General features: G+C 36.7%; 15 protein-coding genes. 8 read left to right on the forward strand and 7 right to left on the reverse strand.

The features are described 5' to 3' along the window. Positions 1 to 93 precede the first annotated feature (93 nt). Positions 94 to 1014: an alpha/beta hydrolase gene (locus tag QM481_RS07330; protein ID WP_283381263.1), complete on the reverse strand. Its 921-nt coding sequence runs from the start codon at positions 1012 to 1014 to the stop codon at positions 94 to 96. A 254-nt stretch (positions 1015 to 1268) separates the two neighbouring features. Then, on the reverse strand, positions 1269 to 2174 hold the full coding sequence (locus tag QM481_RS07335; protein WP_283381264.1) for an EamA family transporter: 906 nt from the start codon (positions 2172 to 2174) through the stop codon (positions 1269 to 1271). Positions 2175 to 2328: 154 nt separating this feature from the next. Between QM481_RS07335 and QM481_RS07340 the strand changes: the two genes are divergently transcribed. The 3 genes from QM481_RS07340 to QM481_RS07350 all read left to right on the forward strand — a co-directional run bounded on the left by QM481_RS07340 (position 2329) and on the right by QM481_RS07350 (position 7597). Beyond that, positions 2329 to 4761: a zinc-dependent metalloprotease gene (locus QM481_RS07340; RefSeq protein ID WP_283381265.1), complete on the forward strand. Its 2433-nt coding sequence runs from the start codon at positions 2329 to 2331 to the stop codon at positions 4759 to 4761. 369 nt (positions 4762 to 5130) lie between these two features. Further along, complete coding sequence (locus QM481_RS07345; protein WP_283381266.1) at positions 5131 to 5856, forward strand: DUF6515 family protein; 726 nt, start codon at positions 5131 to 5133, stop codon at positions 5854 to 5856. Between the two features lie 469 nt (positions 5857 to 6325). Further along, positions 6326 to 7597, forward strand: coding sequence for a sterol desaturase family protein (locus tag QM481_RS07350; RefSeq protein ID WP_283381267.1), 1272 nt, complete (start codon positions 6326 to 6328; stop codon positions 7595 to 7597). A 68-nt stretch (positions 7598 to 7665) separates the two neighbouring features. On the opposite strand, the gene QM481_RS07355 is transcribed toward QM481_RS07350, so the two are convergent. Next, complete coding sequence (locus QM481_RS07355; protein ID WP_283381268.1) at positions 7666 to 8964, reverse strand: acetyl-CoA hydrolase/transferase family protein; 1299 nt, start codon at positions 8962 to 8964, stop codon at positions 7666 to 7668. 213 nt (positions 8965 to 9177) lie between these two features. Between QM481_RS07355 and QM481_RS07360 the strand changes: the two genes are divergently transcribed. Then, positions 9178 to 9402: a hypothetical protein gene (locus QM481_RS07360; RefSeq protein WP_095162737.1), complete on the forward strand. Its 225-nt coding sequence runs from the start codon at positions 9178 to 9180 to the stop codon at positions 9400 to 9402. Positions 9403 to 9405: 3 nt separating this feature from the next. Further along, positions 9406 to 10503: a serine hydrolase domain-containing protein gene (locus QM481_RS07365; protein ID WP_283381269.1), complete on the forward strand. Its 1098-nt coding sequence runs from the start codon at positions 9406 to 9408 to the stop codon at positions 10501 to 10503. Positions 10504 to 10507: 4 nt separating this feature from the next. Here the strand turns inward: QM481_RS07365 and QM481_RS07370 are convergent, their stop codons facing one another. Then, on the reverse strand, positions 10508 to 11353 hold the full coding sequence (locus QM481_RS07370) for an AraC family transcriptional regulator (RefSeq protein ID WP_166549028.1): 846 nt from the start codon (positions 11351 to 11353) through the stop codon (positions 10508 to 10510). 300 nt (positions 11354 to 11653) lie between these two features. On the opposite strand from QM481_RS07370, the gene QM481_RS07375 reads away from it, so the two are divergent. The 3 genes from QM481_RS07375 to QM481_RS07385 all read left to right on the forward strand — a co-directional run bounded on the left by QM481_RS07375 (position 11654) and on the right by QM481_RS07385 (position 15643). Next, entirely contained in the window at positions 11654 to 12916 is a 1263-nt protein-coding gene (locus tag QM481_RS07375; RefSeq protein WP_166549029.1) for an MFS transporter, read from the forward strand. A 28-nt stretch (positions 12917 to 12944) separates the two neighbouring features. Then, a complete protein-coding gene (gene treF / locus QM481_RS07380) occupies positions 12945 to 14447 on the forward strand; it encodes an alpha,alpha-trehalase TreF (RefSeq protein WP_283381270.1) in 1503 nt (500 codons plus the stop codon). Between the two features lie 242 nt (positions 14448 to 14689). Beyond that, positions 14690 to 15643 carry a hypothetical protein gene (locus QM481_RS07385; protein WP_283381271.1) on the forward strand — a complete coding sequence of 318 codons (954 nt, stop codon included), beginning with the start codon at positions 14690 to 14692 and terminating at the stop codon, positions 15641 to 15643. An 895-nt stretch (positions 15644 to 16538) separates the two neighbouring features. On the opposite strand, the gene trmD is transcribed toward QM481_RS07385, so the two are convergent. From trmD to QM481_RS07400, 3 genes are all read right to left on the reverse strand, one after another. After that, positions 16539 to 17225 (reverse strand): tRNA (guanosine(37)-N1)-methyltransferase TrmD, encoded by a 687-nt coding sequence (gene trmD, locus QM481_RS07390; protein ID WP_166549032.1) that lies wholly within the window; start codon positions 17223 to 17225, stop codon positions 16539 to 16541. An 18-nt stretch (positions 17226 to 17243) separates the two neighbouring features. Further along, positions 17244 to 17771: a ribosome maturation factor RimM gene (rimM, locus tag QM481_RS07395; protein ID WP_166549033.1), complete on the reverse strand. Its 528-nt coding sequence runs from the start codon at positions 17769 to 17771 to the stop codon at positions 17244 to 17246. Between the two features lie 140 nt (positions 17772 to 17911). Further along, positions 17912 to 18433, reverse strand: coding sequence for a 30S ribosomal protein S16 (locus QM481_RS07400; RefSeq protein WP_166549034.1), 522 nt, complete (start codon positions 18431 to 18433; stop codon positions 17912 to 17914). Positions 18434 to 18503: the final 70 nt, after the last annotated feature.

The following is an 18503-nucleotide window of genomic DNA, read 5'->3' on the forward strand; positions in this document are numbered from 1 at the left end:
AATCGTCTTTAAACTTTCAAAGTGCAAAGATACAAAAATAGCCTCGGATTGAGGCTATTTTTGTACTTATCAAAGAAGCTGTTTGGTAAATGGTTATTTCTTCAACCATCCATTTGAATCCATCCAACTTTTCAAACGTTCAAACCATTTATCTGGAGTAGTTTTATTATTCAGACCAAATCCATGACCGCCTTTCGGATAAATATGTAGTTCAGCAGGGACTTTCTTTTCTACCAGAGCATCATAAAATCTCAAAGAGTTTTGTACTGGAACACCGCCATCGTCTTGGGCATGCACCAAAAAACACGGAGGTGTTTGTGGGGTCACTTGCAATTCGTTAGAATATAACGCAACCAAACTTTCTGATGGATTTTTGCCAATCAATTGTTCCTGTGAACCTCTATGTCCAAAAGGTTTCATCGTGATTACAGGATATAATAATACGGCAAAATCAGGTCGTACATTGCTTTTATCTGCTAATTCGCCTACAGGTTGGGCAAAATGTGTTGCTGTTGTTGCTGCCAAATGTCCACCTGCTGAGAAGCCCAAAATACCTATACGATTGGGGTTAACACCAAAAGATTCAGCCTTCGAACGCACGAATCTCAAAGCTTGTTGCGCATCCTGCAAAGGTGCAATTGTTCTGTCGACTTGCTTAGTCGAGTCAGGAATACGGTATTTTAAAACAAAGGCTGTCACGCCGATTTTGTTTAACTCCTTTGCCACATCTGAACCTTCATGTGAGGCAGCCAAAATACGATATCCTCCGCCTGGAAATACAATAACAGCCGTTCCATTAGCCGTTTCTTTTGGCGCAGGATAGACAGTGATAGAAGGTATTGAAACCTCTGAAATCCTCAAAATACCGTTTGCATCAGTTGCTGAGCTTTCTGTGTTTTTGTGGGGTTTGGTATTAGGAACCTTTCCTTCATACAAAGGAAACTCCTGAGTTTGTGCTTGTGCCACTTGCATCATGGTCGCTAAACAAATAGAAAATAAAACTTTTTTGATCATAGGTAAATGGAAGTTATTGGTTAACGGATTATCAGCTATCTGAATAGACTCATAATCAAAATGATTCAATAAATAGAAGTACAGGATGATTATTAATTTAATCTACCCTTACACTTCGGTTAAAAAAATGTTTGAGGAAACAGCAGTAAGGTTAGTGAGAGCCTATACGCTGGCTTTCTATCTATCTTTACCAGTATTTTAAACTAAATTTCATATAAAATCTACTCGTACTTTTTGCCCTCAGAAAAGAGAAGCTATTTTCTTTTTGAAGTAGTAATCAATGCAACTGCCGTTACGATAATTCCACCTGCGACAATCATCAAAGGATGTAACTCCTCTCCTGCCAATAACCAGCCCAACAACATTGCTACCAACGGATTCACATAAGTATAGGTTGACACTAAAGTTGGCGGAGCCACCTTGATAAGCCAATTAAATACGTTAAAGGCTACAATTGAGCCAATCACAATCAAATATAATAAGGCAAAAATTGCCGTTGAGGTTACTTCTATTTGAGCAAAATGCTGAAAATCACCTAAAAAGAAGCTTATTATTAACGACAAACCTCCTCCAATCATCATTTGGATACCAGATACTTGCGGTGTTGAATAAGGCAATTTGGCTTTTTTGAGAATGACCATACTGGCATTAAAAGCGATCGTTGCGATTAACATCAATACCACTCCATACATATAGTATTGCTCGTAGCCTTTGAGCGCCAGCTTTTTTAAACTAATCAAAATACCCACCCCAACAATACCTAGTAGCGAACCCAGAATGACTTTGGGTTGTGGTTTTTCAATATTCGAAAACCAAAGCATTAGCACCAACACCACAGGACCTAATGCTGAAAACAGCGCCGCATAACTCGACGGAATCCATTTGCCTGCAATCGTAAAAAATCCATTTCCCAAGGTAATCATTAATGTACCTGTGAGTGTCATGGTGAGTAAGTGTTTTTTACTAGGCTTAGTATATTTTTTAGCGACTATCGCCCAAATAAACAGTATTGTTCCCGCACATACATTTCTGATTCCAGAGCCCATGACAGGCGGAAAACTTTGCACCATAAAACGAATTGCCAAGTAGGTAGAGCCCCAAACAAAATAAAGGATACCTAAACCTCCCCAAATTTTTAGCTGTTGATTTTGTTCTTTCATCTTGCGAAGTTGGTGATTTTTCTGGAAAGTTTGTGAATTCTTATGCTGGCTGTTTATATTTACTCAAATGAATTTTTTCAAGAACGCCACTTTACTAAAACATTCATTTGGTCATTACCTGCTAAATTGTATTTTTCAACAAACTACCTTTCGCATGAAAAAAATTTCACTATTGAGTATTTTATTGTTTCTAGTAAGTTTTACTTATTCGTCTCTTGCTCAAAAACTTCCGAGTATCTCCGAAAAAACCAAAGGTCTTAAGAAATATGAAGGTTTTTTACCTTTTTATTGGGATGAAGATGCAGGAAAAATCTGGTTACAAATCGACAAGTTCGATAAAGAATTTTTGTATTATTCTTCGTTGCCTGCTGGATTAGGTTCTAATGATATTGGCTTAGACCGTGGATTATTAGGCGATGAAAAAGTAGTATTTTTCCAGAAAATAGGTCGTAAAATTCTGCTTACGCAACCAAACTACAAGTATCGTGCGCTAACCAATGATGCTAACGAAAAACGTGCCGTGCAGCAATCATTTGCTTCATCAACTATTTGGGGGTTTGTGGCAGAAGCAGAAGAAGATGGAAAAGTTTTGGTTGACGCTACAGACTTTCTCATGAGCGATGTTACGGGTATTGCCGACCGTATAAAAGGAATGAAGCAAGGGAGTTATTCTCTTGACAAATCTCGTTCTGCGATGTATTTGACCAATACAAAAAACTTCCCTCTCAACTCTGAATTTGAAGTTACCATGACTTTTGTAGGTGGAGAAGATGCAGGAGAGTTTGTTCGCTCAGTTGCTCCAAGCCAAGAAGCATTGACATTGCGTGTGCACCATAGTTTTTTGCAATTGCCTGATTCTGACTATAAGCCAAGAGTATTTGATCCTCGCTCAAGCTTCAATGCTATTTCTTATTTCGATTATTCGACGCCAGTATCTGAGCCTATCGACAAGTATTATATTGTTCGTCATAGATTAAAGAAAAAAGACCCGAAAGCTAAAGTCTCAGAAGCAGTTGAACCCATCATTTATTATCTCGACAACGGTACGCCAGAACCCATTCGTTCTGCCTTAATGGAAGGTGCACAATGGTGGAATCAAGCGTATGAGGCGGCTGGTTACAAAAATGCCTTCCAAGTAAAATTATTGCCAGACGATGCCGATCCAATGGATGCACGTTATAATGTCATCAACTGGGTACACCGTAGCACTCGTGGCTGGTCTTATGGTGCTTCTATTATCGATCCACGTACAGGTGAAATTATCAAAGGTCATGTAACATTAGGCTCATTGCGTGTTCGTCAGGATTATTTGATTGCACAAGGTTTGTTATCTCCATTTGAAAAGGGTGAAAAACTCGACCCTGAAAAAGACCCAATGCTCAAAATGGCATTGACTCGTTTGAAGCAATTAGCTGCGCATGAAGTAGGACATACCTTAGGTTTGATGCACAACTACTCGGCAAGTATCAACAACAGAGCTTCGGTAATGGATTATCCTCACCCAACAGTCAAACTCAATAGCAAAGGAGAAGTAGACCTTTCTGATGCTTATGCTTTGGGTATCGGTGATTGGGATAAATATTCTATTACGTTTGGGTACCAAGATTTTCCTCAAGGTACAGATGAAAAGACGGCTTTGAACAAAATTATTGATGAGGCAAATACGAAAGGATTATTGTTCTTGACAGATATTGACGCTCGTCCAGCAGGAAGCCATAGCCCTACGGCTCACCTTTGGGATAATGGTAAAAATCCAGTTGATGAATTAAACAATACCTTGGCTGTTCGTCAAAAAGCCTTGAGTTCTTTTGGAGAAAATACCATTCGTAAAGGCATGCCAATGTCTCATTTAGAAGATGTTTTGGTGCCAATTTACAATTACCACCGTTATCAAGTAGAGGCAGCTGCCAAAATTATTGGTTCAGTAGATTATCGCTATGCTTTGCGTGGTGACGGACAAAAGCCTAATACTTTGGTTAGTAAAGAAACACAACAAAAAGCGTTGGATGCCGTATTACAGACTCTTTCATCCGAAACCTTGACAATTCCTGAATTGATTATCCAATTGATTCCTGCACGTCCTGCTGGTTATTGGCCAAACCGTGAACTGTTTAAAAAACGTACAGGTCGTGCTTTTGACCCATTGGCAGCAGCAGAATCAGCAGCAGATTTTCCACTTCAATTCTTACTACAACCAGAACGTACGAGTCGTATGGTCGAATACGAAGCAAGATATAGTAGTTTGGGATTGGAAGAAATGTTAAATCAATTAGTTGAAAAAACTTGGAAAGCGCCTAAAACCACAGGGTTGGCTCGTAAAGTACAGTTTCAAACCGAACAAATCGTGTTAACGCATTTGTTGGCATTGAGTGTAAACGAAGCAACTAATTATCAAGTTCGTGCGGTTTGTGGCAAAGCTATCAAAGATTTGAAAGCCTATATCGAGTCACAGAAGAATACGAAAGAAAGTGACTATGCTGCGCATTTGGACTATGCTGTTGAAAGAATGAAAAATCCTTCGGCAGCAAAAGTAGCTACTCATAAAGAAATGGCTCCTGGCGCTCCAATTGGTTGTGATGAAGAATAAGGTTAATAAATACTGAGTATTAAACTAAAGTGCTGAATCAGCAATACTAATTCAGCACTTTTATATAAATTTTAGCTTAGTCTAGTAAAACGCATTTTAGATTATTAACTAGGCTATTTCCCTATTATTACCCAAGCCCTGACAGAAATGTTAGGGCTTTTTTTTTGCCCATTTAATCATACTCAAAACTAATAATCTATCCATAGACTCCGCTGAGTGCAGAAAATTCTCTTTTTGTTAATGATTGTTAATGCTAAGCCTTTCACTAAACCCTCAGACTTTTGACATATCAAAGAGACAAAATACAGCGTTAGAGAGCTAAATATCTCAAAATTAAAACAAGTAATAATCCATAATTTTTATAAAGCCATGACTCCAAACTTTGTTAACATTGCAAAACCTACAGTAGGTAAGCAGTCTTTCTTAAAACCTATTCTTACTTTCGTTTTAACTGGTGCATTAATAAGCACCTTGACTTCAGCTCAAGCACAACGCGGTCATGAAGATCGTCGTGATTCTGATTATCGCTACGACAAAAAAGATCGTGACAATCGTGGAAATGATAGACGTGACGATAACCGCCGAAACGATAATCGTCGCGATGAGTATCGTCGTGATGACCGTCGTGGTCCAGACCGTGTAGTGGTAGTTGATCGTGCCCGTCCAAACTGGCAATATGCTAATATTCCTAGTCGCAATGCACATTACAATGCTTTACCAACAGGTCATTTAAGTATAAACTTTGGTGGTATCCGATTTGCTTATCATCAAGGGGTATTTTACAAACCTTACAATTCAGAATACGTTGTTTGTCAAGCGCCAGTAGGGATTCGTGTCAATGTATTACCAAGAGATTACCGTAGAGTCGTAATCAGAAATGTTGACTATTACTACTATAATGGAACTTACTATCGTCCTTATGGCAATGAATACGCTACTGTAGCCCCTCCCATTGGTGCGTTGGTGGAGAGTATTCCTGGTGGATACGAAAAACTCATGATTAACGGTGAAACCTATTATGTAGTAGATGGCATTCAATACAGAGCCGTTTTAAACCGTGGCGAAATCTGGTACGAAGTAATCAAAATCATGTAATGGTGTTGCTGTAGGCAAAAAAGTTCTAAAAGAAGCGAAACACTCAAGTAATCGTGCAAAATAAAAATTAAGTGATGGTGAAATCAAAGTGTTGAAAATTGGAATCTTATATTTCATAACTAGTTACGAAGGATTAAAAAAAAATTTCGGATATCAGATGTTGAATTTCGGAACTGTAACCTTCTGTGTTTTGTAAAAAACAATGATGATTTTCTTTATTTCCGAAATCAGAAATCCCAAATCCGCAATAGTTGCAAGTCCTTCGTAAAGTCCTAATTCATAACTCATAATTCATCATTAATACTTTATATAACGAGGCAGTCTTTCAAGGCTGCCTTTTTTATTTATCTAAACCTCATTTTTTCAACAATTCAATAAATGGTAAAATATTATGAAAAAATTTAACTATTCAATAAATTAGCGTTTATTCACTAAACATCGTTCATCAACTCCCTAAATAGTATTGATTATGGAAAGGTATGGTCAGATTCTAAATTTTGCGATGCCAATTTTTTTATTGTTGGTATTACTAGAAAAAACCTACGGTTGGTTCAAATACAAGGATACCTTCAAGCCCATGGATATGCTTTCGAGTTTGAGTTCGGGCTATACTAACATTATCAAAGATGTTCTGGGAATCAGTATTTCCATTATTACCTACGAATGGATGGTAAAACATTGGGCGATTTACCATTTAGAATCCACGTGGGCAATTTATATAACGGCTTTTATTGCCCTAGATTTTACAGGGTATTGGGGACATAGATTGAGCCATCAGATTAATTTCCTGTGGAATCAACACCTGATTCATCATAGTAGTGAGGAATTTAATTTGGCTTGCGCTCTACGACAAAGTATCTCGACTTTTATCAATTTCTTTACTATATTTTTACTACCCGCAGCGCTTTTGGGTGTGCCAAGTATTGTGATTGCCACAGTAGCGCCTTTGCATTTGTTTGCTCAATTTTGGTATCATACGACTTATATTAATCGCATGGGTTGGTTAGAGTATATCTTGGTAACGCCTTCTCACCACCGAGTTCATCATTCTATTAATCCTGAGTACATTGATAAAAACCATTCGCAGATTTTTATTTTTTGGGATAAAATGTTTGGTACTTTTCAGGAAGAATTACCATCTGTTCCATGCGTTTATGGCATTACTGTTCCTGTTCGGACTTGGAATCCCATCAAAATCAATTTTCATCATATCTGGATTTTGATACAAGATGCTTGGCATACAAAAAATTGGATAGATAAAGCCAGAATTTGGTTTATGCCTACAGGCTGGCGTCCTGATGACGTAAAGGATAAATTTCCTTTGTCCAAAATTGAGGATGTTTATCATTTTCAAAAATATACCCCAGAGACCTCTCGTAAGTTGGTTACTTGGTCTTTTATCCAATTCTTTTTCACCTTTGCTTTAATTGTATATTTCTTCGGACATTTGGCACAAATAGGTTCCCCTTTGATTTTTGTGTACGGAGGTTTTATTTTTTTGAGCATATATTCTTACACCGAAATGATGGATTTGAATCCACATTCTTTTTGGTATGAATTGTTCAAAAATATTATCGGATTAGGGCTTATAGCCTATTTGGGAGATTGGTTTGGGATGAACCAATATTGGGTCGGAGTTGGATATTTTGTTGGTATTTATTTCGTATTATCTACCGTGATTACAGCTTACTTAGTATATTCAGAGAAAAAGGTTTTTCAGCAAAAAATCTACGCTAACTAGCTTTCAGATTTTGTCTATCAGCTTTCAGGTAAAGAGACTTTACTCGAAAGCTGATAGACAATAACCTACTAAACATACATATATACTCCTTGAGAATATTGATGTTTAAAACGTTCAAAAGCCTCCTGCTCCAAACGTTCCTGATGGTCGGGATGAGCCACTTTAATTAACTCTTTAGCTCTTTCCACCAAATTCTTTCCGTATAAATAAGCAATACCAAATTCGGTAACAACATAATGTACGTGTGCACGGGTAGTCACTACGCCTGCACCCTCTTTCAAATGTGAGACAATTTTGGATTCTCCGTCCTTTGTACCTGCTGCCATGGCAATAATAGGTTTTCCTCCTTCTGATAAACCTGCACCGCGCATAAAATCCATCTGTCCACCCACGCCAGAATACATTCTGTAACCAATACTATCCGCGCAGATTTGTCCTGTAATATCAATTTCGATAGCGCTATTGATAGCCGTAACTTTAGGATTTTGACGAATAATGGCAGTATCATTTACATAATCAACTGGTAACATATTAATCAAAGGATTATCATCCACAAAATCATAGAGCTTTTGAGTACCACAAAGGAAAGTCGACACAATTTTCCCTTGATGTTTTTTCTTGAAACGACCTGTTATTACCCCTTTTTCAACTAAAGGAATAATGCCGTCTGAAAACATTTCGGTATGGATCCCTAAATCTTTATGATTTTCTAAAGCTGCCAATACAGCATTAGGAATACTCCCAATACCCATTTGAAGTGTTGCGCCATCCTCCACTAAAGACGCCACATTATTTCCAATTCTTTGCTCTATTTCCGACGGTGTTCCCCAAGTTACTTGATGTAGTGGTTGGTCAAATGGTACCAAATAATCAATTTTACTCACATGAATTTGACTATCACCTAAGGTTCTAGGCATAAAGCGATTGACTTGCGCAATGACCACTTTAGCCGATTCGAGAGCAGCTAAAGTTGCGTCAAGAGATGTACCTAATGAACAAAATCCATTTTTATCAGGTGTTGAAACCGTGATAAGAGCTACATCTAAATTGATAATTTTTTGACGGAATAAACGAGGTATTTCAGACAAAAAAACGGGTATATAACTACCACGCCCTTCGGCAATAGCTTTACGAACATTTTTACCGATGAAGAACGCATTGGTATGAAAAATCCCTTCAAATTCTGGTCTCGTATAGGGTGCATCGCCTTCGGTATGTAAATGATATATTTCAACATTTTGGAGGTGATCGGCCAACTTCACCATTTCTTGAAGCAGGTGTTGTGGCGCTCCTGCCACACTATGCACATAAACTTTATCACCAGATTTAATAACTTTGAGAGCGTGTTCAGCAGATGTAATCGACATAAGTATGTAATTTTGAGGTTGGGATAGAAATTAATTTTGTGATGGCAAGTTGGAGGAATAGTTTGGTCTTCAGAATGACTTTGGTCATTTAAAATACCTTTTTCTATCAGCTATTTTTTGTACAATTCCGATATTTATTTTACCTAACAGCTTAATTTTGAACCTATTCGCTAATTTATTATCAATAAATAACCAAGAAACCGTAAATTTGACATGGAAACCAACTACATGCCCTTACATATCACTCGCCTTTGGAAGAATATTGCTGGTCAAGGTTCAAGAAGAAAAAGGAATCGTTTTAGGGAAATGTATAAACTTCATTTGGGAATCACTTCTGATGAATACTTCTACCAAATCATGCGTGGAGAAGTAAAAATTCCAGAACCCGATATTCAATATTGTGAAACTTTAATTCGAAATATTAAACAACAGCGATAGCCTATGAGATTCATTCTACTTCTATGTTTACTATTGGCTCAAAATGTGTTGGGGCAATCGTTAAAAAAAAGTTTGGATTCAACGATTTCTCATCATTTTGCAGGAAAAGAGGCGGGCGGTGCATTCATGATTATTGAAAACACTAAACTTCTTTATGAAAAAGGTTTTGGCTTCGCTGATATATCTCAAAAACTTGCCAATACTCCCTTCACGAATTTTAGATTAGCCTCAATGTCAAAACAGTTTACGGCTGCTGCCATTGTTTTATTAGAAAAAAAAGGATTGATAAGTTATGAGGATAAGCTCAGTAAATTTTTCCCTCAATTCGACGGAGTAGTTTCCAATCGCATCAAAATCAAACACTTACTTACTCATAGTTCGGGGGTATTAGATTACGAGAGCTTAATACCGCCCAATCGTCAGATACAAATTAAGGATGCGGATGTAGTAAGTTTAATAGCGACAGAAAATAAGCTCTACTTTGAGCCAGGGACAGAGTTCAGATATAGTAATTCTGGATATTGTCTATTGGCACAAATTATCGAAGTGACCACTGGAATCCCTTTTGATTTATTTGTTACAGAAAATATTTTCAAACCTCTCAAACTCAAAAATACCTATTACTATAATGTTCATTCCAAAATGCCTCTTCGTGCTTTAGGATATGCCCTCAACCCCAGCAATCAAGTAATTTTGGCAGACCAAAGTGTTACAAGCGCCACCAAGGGCGATGGCTGCATTTATACCAACTTAAAAGATTTTCAGATTTGGAATGAATCTTTGGTTAATAATACTTTATTTAATTTGTTCGAAGAACTTCAAAAAGTACAAGCAAACGCTCTCCCCAATAGTCCTTTAAAGTATGGCTTGGGATGGTTTTTTACCCAGCAAGATAAAACTTGGGAGCTGTACCATTCAGGCAGTACCTCGGGTTTCAGCAATGGTGTACTATGGTTACCACAGAAAAAAATCTTAATGGTATACCTAACCAATCTTGCTGATAATCATGTCATTGAGGAAAAAATCATGCAAGTTCTTAAAGTTCATAAAGTCTTAAGCAACACTTTCGATTTTCGTAAAGCCCTGTCTCTTACCCGATAGAGCCCTATTTCTGCAAAGCAAACTGGGAAGGTTGTACTTGCTTTAGTTTTTTAAATACCCGTCCAAAATAGGATACATTATTAAATCCGCTTTCAAAACAAGCATCGGCTACCGTACGCCCTTCATTGAGTAACTTACAGGCATAATTGACACGATATTCATTCACAAAATCAGTAAATGTCTGATTAAGGTTTTTCTTAAAATAATTACAAAAAGCAGGCACAGTCAAGTTGGCTAATTCAGCCACTTTTTGAATCTCGATTTCTGTAGTAAAATTTTCTTCTACAAACTGATAGATTTTGCGCAAACGAAGTTGATCACGCATTCCAAAATCATAGCGCGTTTCTCTTTTATTTAATAGCTCAAACTCTTTCGAATTAGACAAAAATTCCAACAGATTCAACAGATAAACCATCCGTTGAAAGGGCGGTATCTCTTTTATTTTAAGTAGTTCTTCTGAAACTATTTGCTTAGTTGCGCCATCAAATTTGATACCCTGTAAGCCTCGTTCTAATAGTTTCTTGATGCTTTTCATCTCGGGTTTATGTAAAAATCCATCCCCCAAAAAATCAGGCATAAACTGTATTACCACTTCTTCATGCTCACCAATAGCCCCAAATCCAAAGCCTCCATGGGGGACATTTGACCCAATTAACACCAAATCTCCTTCCTGATAATAACTTAAATGATTGCCCACATGGCGCCGACCGTTACCACCATATACACAAACAATCTCAATTTCGGGATGATAATGATAGTCCCATGCAAAATCTTCTGCTTTGACTCTTTGGTGTAATAATCTAAATGAGCTGCCTTCATCCGCTTGTATTCTTTCGTAGCCTGTCTTCATTGGTTTAGTGTTAATTTTTACAGAAGTTCCATTTTTTATCTTTAAAGCACTCATTACCAAAGCATAATGAAATAATTTTCTAGCAATGAAAGAATAATGAAAACTTCTAATAAAACTTGATTATTCATCATTTCTCAAAATTATATAGAAAAATATTAATACAGTACTAATAATGAGTAATAAAAGAGTAGTTATCCGCTAAAAATACAAGCTAAATTTGTACGTCATTAACCATTTATATAATTTATCTAAGAAAGCGGACTCACAGTCCGCTTTTATTTCTCAATCTAATAACACCCAATGGCTCACTGGCGACTCAAACTCTCCCTTTTTATTAATTACTTCTTATTTGCCATGCTACTCAACAGTGTGGGTACGGTGATATTGCAGGTACAATCTACCTACCATATTTCCGAATCCTCTGCTGGTATTTTAGAAGCATTTAAGGATTTGAGTATCGCCATCATGTCATTTGTTATGGCTTCATTTATTGGTCGTTTAGGGTATAAAAAAGCCATGTTACTAGCATTGGGATTAGTCGCAGGAGCAAGTATTGCCATGCCCTTGATGAATACCTTTTGGATGACCAAGTTACTATTTGCCACTGTTGGTATTTCATTCGCTTTAATCAAGGTTTCAGTATATGCCACTATCGGTTTAGTAACCAAAGACGAAGGAGAACACATTAGTTTTATGAACTTCATCGAATCATTTTTTATGATTGGAATCTTACTAGGCAACTTCATCTTTAGTCTTTTTATTGATGACACCAATCCTAGTTCAAGTTCATGGACCCAAGTATATTATTGGTTAGCAGGCTTAGCCATTATTGCTTTTTTGCTACTATACACCACTCCAGTTTCAGAAACTACCAATAATGATTCTCAAAGCGAAAGCAGTTCTTTTGGCGAAATGTTTCGTTTGGCAATTGTGCCAGTGGTGCTAGTATTCGTGGCAAGTGCATTTATCTATGTACTTATCGAGCAAAGTATTATGAGTTGGTTGCCAACTTTCAACAATAAAGTACTTCATTTACCTGCAACACTGAGTGTACAAATGGCAAGTATTCTCACTGCTTCAGCAGCCTTAGGTCGCTTTTTTGCAGGAATTTTATTACGAAAATTCCCTTGGTTATTCGTCTTAACTATATGTATAATCGCAGCTGGCAGTCTTGTTATTTTAGCATTACCGCTTGCACAAAATTTAGGAAATGAAGCCATTACTGGCTGGGGAAATGCCCCTTTAGTGGCATTTGTATTTCCTCTCATTGGATTTTTAATAGCGCCTATCTATCCCGCAATCAACTCTATTATTCTAAGTACCTTACCACAAAAACAACATGGGCTTATGTCTGGCCTTATTGTTATTTTCTCAGCGCTTGGCGGTACAACTGGTTCATTTATTACTGGTCATATCTTCGAAGCTTTTGGAGGTCAGACAGCCTTTTATTTCTCATTGATTCCAATGGGAATTCTAGTAACACTTTTGTTTTTTTTCAAAAAAATACAATCTCGCTACCAAAGCAATCCCATTGACTTTGGCAAAGGTGGCGGTAGCCATTAACCATTTTTTATAAACAATACCTTTTAAAATGAATACGCACGCTGAGTATCTGGAGTTAAGTGCGTTCGAAGAGTTATTCGAAGACGTACAGCTGAGTGGGATTTTTCCCGATTCCAAAACATTTAACGATTGTGTGCCTCGGTTTGAAAAAGACCACATTCTGAATGCCTATCGAGAGCAAAAACTATTTTTACGATTTGATTTAAAAGAATTTATTGAGCATAATTTTATACTAACCACTCAAAAAGCAACTGAGTACACCAGTGATTCCGCAAAGCCTATCGAGCAACACATAGATGGGCTTTGGGCGGTTCTTACACGACAACCCGACCAAGTGGGCGGTTCTTTAATTCCATTACCTTATCCTTACATAGTCCCAGGTGGACGCTTTCAAGAAATTTACTACTGGGATTCCTATTTTACCATGTTAGGACTTTCAGTAAGTGGGCGATTTGACTTGATTGAGAATATGGTTGATAATTTCTCTTTTCTCATCAAGACATTAGGTCATATTCCAAACGGCAATCGAGCTTATTATATCAGTCGTTCGCAACCACCATTTTTCACCTTAATGGTTGAACTTCTTCAAGAAGATTCTAATCATGATTTGTACTTGAAATATCTATCGTCTATTGAAAAGGAATATAACTTCTGGATGAGTGGGGTTGACTCCTTGGAAAATGAGTGGCAAGCACATCGACGAGTTGTAAAAGGACCTAAAGGCGCTCTATTAAATCGTTATTATGATGATAGAGATACTCCACGACCTGAAGCATACAAGGAAGACATCGAAATTGCCCATGCTTCACTTAGAAAATCGTCCGAAGTGTACAGAGATCTCCGTGCAGCTGCCGAATCTGGATGGGATTTTAGCAGTCGTTGGTTAGCCGATGGAAAGCATTTGGAACAAATTATTACAACTCAAATTATTCCTATTGACTTAAATTGTTTGCTTTATCATATAGAAACGATTTTGGAACAATCCTATCATAAGTTAGGAGATGTAGAGCAACAAGAAAAATATGCAATTCGAGCACAAAAGCGTAAAAATGCTATTTTGGAGTTATGCTGGAACCAAGAAAAACAACTCTTTTTTGATTACAATTTCTATCAACAAACACAAACACAAGTAGAATCTTTGGCAAGTGCATTTCCACTTTTCTTTAAAATAGCTACCAAAGATCAAGCCTCCGCCATGGCATTGAGTCTAGAAATAAAGTTCTTAAAAGATGGAGGGCTTGTTACAACGACACTACACACTGGACAACAATGGGATTCGCCAAATGGTTGGGCTCCGCTTCAGTGGATTGCTTACAAAGGGCTTAGGTTTTACCAACACGATGCCCTGGCCTTAAAGATTCGAGAGTCTTGGCTAAGAACCAACCAAAAAGTATATACTCAAACAGGTAAAATGACCGAAAAGTATAATGTCGTCAATACTACTTTACACGGTGGTGGTGGCGAATATCCAAATCAGGATGGTTTTGGTTGGACCAACGGAGTATTCTTAAAACTTCTCAGTGACATTTAATACTCAAAAGCCTCGTTCTAATCACGAGGCTTTTGCTTTTTACCGTTTACAAAATTTTCAATAATAGAAAAGTTTATACTACGTTGGTTTAAGAGAAAGATAAATCTTTACAGCCAAAGATTTTTGAATCAACATTCTTGTAGTTGTAATCTGAAACCCTTTACAAAATCAAATACTTTTTGCTTGCTTCTTTGTGAAGAAAGTCACTATTTGCAAATTGGAAAAACTTTAAAACTTTAAAAATGAAAAAAGTACTATTTATTGGTGGCATTTTATTGCTATCTATAACCACATTCGCTCAAAAAAAGAAAGCTCCTAAAAAAGGTAATTCCAAAACCACTGTTGCAGTAGATTCAACCAATTTATTAAATGTTAATCCACTTAAGCCTAACCAATCACAGTCAGAGGATTATGTTACTGCAAGCTTAATTTCGAAGGATTTATCCTCGAATAAAAATGGGCAAAAGCAATATTACGACTCATATAAAATTACCTTACATGCTGGTGAAGAAATGATTATCGAGCACCAGTCTAGCGATTTTAGAGTTATGCTAGGGCTCAAAAGTCCTAATAAATCGGTAAATACCGAGTTTAGTTATGATGCCAATCCTTTTAGTGGCAATAGTTTTAATAAATTTCATTTTACAGCTCCTACAACAGGCACCTATACCTTACTGGCAACATCAATGGACGCAGGTCAGGTAGGACGTTATTCGATTCGAAAAACTATTTATGCTCCAAATGCACTAGAATCGAAGGTAGATGCTACACTTTCTAAAAACTTTAAAGCTTTACTTGCTTCCAAAAAAGGGAAATTTAAAGATATTTTAGGAGAAAAAATCAAGGTAGCTCGTAAAGAGAAAGCAATGGATAAAGCTACTGGTCAAGATAAATATAATACCAAAGCTGAGCTTCTTTCGGGCAAAGCGGGAATCATTGTACTAGAGAATGAAGGTCAAAGCGTTAGCTATAAATCAGTGCTTCTGGAATCTGAAAATGAAGAAGAAGTAAAAAATCAGTTTCAGCAATTGGTCAAGCAATTCCAGATTTTAACTAGAAGTTGGCTTGAACAACCGTCTACTGAACTAAGTTATAGTGCTTCTACTGACCAAGATATGGTTTCTTTAAACATTAGCTCAACAGAGGATAAAAAGAAAAAAAAGAAATTATATCAGCTAAATTTTAGCCTAAATTAGACTGTATCATACTTACTGATAAATAAAAAAGGTAGAAATTCTACCTTTTTTTTATTTATGGTAAATCCAAAATACATAAACAATCGTATATCTTTAAAACAAGAACTAATAATGATAAATAATGTTTTGTTTTGGGCTTGGATTGTATGGAGTTTACCAATGAGTGTATATAGAAGTCAATTTAGAAAGATAGTTTACCAAGACAATCATTGGAGTATCAATATTAAACCATACTTCCTGAAAGAATTAAGAGGGTTATTTGGTAATATATATCCTCATAATCCTGAGTATATTCAGAAAAGAAACTTTTACAGGTTCTACTTAATGATATATATCACTTTAGGAATATGCTATTTTTTGAGCAAAACCTAATAAATATAAACAAAAAAGCCCGACACTACGAGCATCGAGCTTTCTGAATTATAATCCTTACTTTGTTTATTTTTAGTACCTTATATAAAAAAAATTATATTCCTTGATAAATCAGTGATAGGGCTCATGAAAATGCTAGCTTTATCACTAGTTGCTATTATTTACGATGCAATATACTAAATAACTATGAAATAAAAATAATTCCCTATAAAATTTCTAGATACACTCTCCTTTATGATTTTTTTAATTATCATAGAAAAATCATGCTACATGCAGAATTATTAGTGAATTATGACAGATGCCACTAACTTATACGACTAGTCTTACTCTTCGACACTCCATATCCTAAAGTTATAGTCAAAAAAGTATATTTATCGTTAATATTTATTTAATAGACATTAACAAGAAGCCTTGCGGATAAGTATAATTATCTATCTTCAATGAAGCTAGGCAATTGTATTTCTTCTAGGTAGTAATCACCATAGTTTGTATAGCAATAGTCGTGCTAAACTTTTTGGGGTCATTAAAAAACCGAGTCATCCAATAAATCAGGGCGACGTTGTTTGGTTCGCTCAATAGCCTGCTCAAAACGCCATTCAATAATTTTTGCTTCATGACCTGATAATAATATCTCTGGAATCTGATGTCCTTCAAATTCTGCCGGTCGAGTATATACAGGAGGAGCTAATAAGTTATCTTGAAATGAATCTGTAAGCGCCGAAGTTTCATCATTTAACACCCCAGGAATCAAACGAATAATGGCATCAGCACAAACGGCAGCAGCTAATTCGCCACCTGAAAGCACAAAATCTCCTATCGATATTTCTTTTGTCACAAACAAATCTCTAACACGTTGGTCAACACCCTTGTAATGTCCACATAGGAAAATTAAGTTACCTTTCAACGAAAGAGTATTGGCAATACGCTGATTAAACGGCTCACCATCAGGAGTCATATAAATTACCTCATCGTATGTTCTTTGGCTTTGTAAATGACGAATACATCTAGCTATTGGTTCAATACTTAACACCATACCTGCCCCACCTCCAAAAGCGTAATCATCTACTTGACGATGCTTACTTAATGAATAATCACGAAGGTCGTGCAATACCACTTCCACGTGCCCAGCCTCAGCACCTCTCTTGATGATGGAATGAGCAAAAAAGCTTTCCATTAATTTAGGTACAACCGAAATAATATCAATACGCATACTTAGTAAGAGTTTGGGTTAGTCATTCAAATACACATCCAACAAGCCTTCTGGCAGATTCACTTGCAATGTTTGTGCTTCTTTATCTGCGCCTAAAACGATTTCTGGATCCACAGGGATTAGTACTTCTTTATTTTGGTATGACATTACTAACAAATCTTGTGCTTGCATCGCATAAACTGTTTGCACAAGACCAAGAGGGCCTAGTTTCTCATCTATTACTTGAAAACCTATCACTTCATGATAATAGAATTGCTCACCATCTAGTTCTGGCAATACTTCCAAAGGCAAAAATGCTTGAAGATTCAACAACTCTTCTGCTTTTTCGAAAGTGTCACAATCTTCAAATTTTACAATAGCGCGGTTTCCTCTTAGCTGATAAGAGTCCATAAAGAAGGGTACTAATTCACCTCTTACTTCAAGAAATACGCTATCCATTTCCTCATAATCTTCAGGAAAGTCAACGTCTAACCACAGAATAACTTCTCCTTTTACCCCGTGAGTTTTGGTAATTTTACCTAATTCAAAACAATCTTCTTTAGTCATTGTAGTATTTTATAGTATGGCTAACTTATGCAAATTATGAGTTTGTATAAGGCCTTAAAATCAGTATAAACAAAAAAATGATACAAATCTAGAATAATAATAGATTTGTATCATTTAATATAGGTAATGTCTTTTGAGAATTACTCTGCAGACTCTTCAGCAGCTTCTTGAGATGCTTCTTCAGCAGCAGGAGCTTCTTCAACTACAGCGTTTTTCTTTGCAATAGCTTCAGCACGAGCAGCATTTACTTTAGCTTCATCAGCTAAACGAGCAGCTTTCTCAGCTTCTTTCTTAGAAAGTAATGAATCAGCTTTTCCAGAGATTTTAGAATCTTTAACATTCTTCCACTCACTGAATTTAGCGTCAGCAGTTTCTTGAGAAATAGCGCCTTTGTTAACACCTACTTGCAAATGTTTTTTCAACAATACGCCTTTGTATGACAAAATCGCACGAGCAGTATCAGTCGGCTGAGCACCGTTCAATACCCATTGCAAAGCTTTATCATCATTAAGATTGATGCTTGCAGGGTTTGTGTTTGGGTTGTATGTACCGATTTTTTCGATGAAACGACCATCACGAGGAGCTCTAGCATCTGCTACTACGATATCGAAAATCGCTAATTTTTTACGTCCACGACGTGCTAATCTAATTTTAACAGCCATTTTTTATTTACTTTTTAGTGAAGGAACCCGTCCCTCGGTTATGGTATTTGTAAATTGGAGTGCAAAGATA

It is taken from the genome of Flectobacillus rivi, from assembly GCF_030056655.1.
Taxonomy (GTDB): Bacteria; Bacteroidota; Bacteroidia; order Cytophagales; family Spirosomataceae; genus Flectobacillus; species Flectobacillus rivi.

Excerpts from the sequence above, each read along its gene's own strand:
- QM481_RS07345 (WP_283381266.1), top strand. The coding sequence starts at position 5,131 with ATGACTCCAAACTTTGTTAACATTGCAAAACCTACAGTAGGTAAGCAG.
- trmD (WP_166549032.1), bottom strand. The coding sequence starts at position 17,225 with ATGCGTATTGATATTATTTCGGTTGTACCTAAATTAATGGAAAGCTTT.
- QM481_RS07335 (WP_283381264.1), bottom strand. The coding sequence starts at position 2,174 with ATGAAAGAACAAAATCAACAGCTAAAAATTTGGGGAGGTTTAGGTATC.
- QM481_RS07370 (WP_166549028.1), bottom strand. The coding sequence starts at position 11,353 with ATGAAGACAGGCTACGAAAGAATACAAGCGGATGAAGGCAGCTCATTT.
- rimM (WP_166549033.1), bottom strand. The coding sequence starts at position 17,771 with ATGACTAAAGAAGATTGTTTTGAATTAGGTAAAATTACCAAAACTCAC.
- QM481_RS07375 (WP_166549029.1), top strand. The coding sequence starts at position 11,654 with ATGGCTCACTGGCGACTCAAACTCTCCCTTTTTATTAATTACTTCTTA.
- QM481_RS07400 (WP_166549034.1), bottom strand. The coding sequence starts at position 18,433 with ATGGCTGTTAAAATTAGATTAGCACGTCGTGGACGTAAAAAATTAGCG.
- QM481_RS07385 (WP_283381271.1), top strand. The coding sequence starts at position 14,690 with ATGAAAAAAGTACTATTTATTGGTGGCATTTTATTGCTATCTATAACC.
- QM481_RS07355 (WP_283381268.1), bottom strand. The coding sequence starts at position 8,964 with ATGTCGATTACATCTGCTGAACACGCTCTCAAAGTTATTAAATCTGGT.
- QM481_RS07350 (WP_283381267.1), top strand. The coding sequence starts at position 6,326 with ATGGAAAGGTATGGTCAGATTCTAAATTTTGCGATGCCAATTTTTTTA.
- QM481_RS07330 (WP_283381263.1), bottom strand. The coding sequence starts at position 1,014 with ATGATCAAAAAAGTTTTATTTTCTATTTGTTTAGCGACCATGATGCAA.
- QM481_RS07340 (WP_283381265.1), top strand. The coding sequence starts at position 2,329 with ATGAAAAAAATTTCACTATTGAGTATTTTATTGTTTCTAGTAAGTTTT.
- QM481_RS07360 (WP_095162737.1), top strand. The coding sequence starts at position 9,178 with ATGGAAACCAACTACATGCCCTTACATATCACTCGCCTTTGGAAGAAT.
- QM481_RS07365 (WP_283381269.1), top strand. The coding sequence starts at position 9,406 with ATGAGATTCATTCTACTTCTATGTTTACTATTGGCTCAAAATGTGTTG.
- treF (WP_283381270.1), top strand. The coding sequence starts at position 12,945 with ATGAATACGCACGCTGAGTATCTGGAGTTAAGTGCGTTCGAAGAGTTA.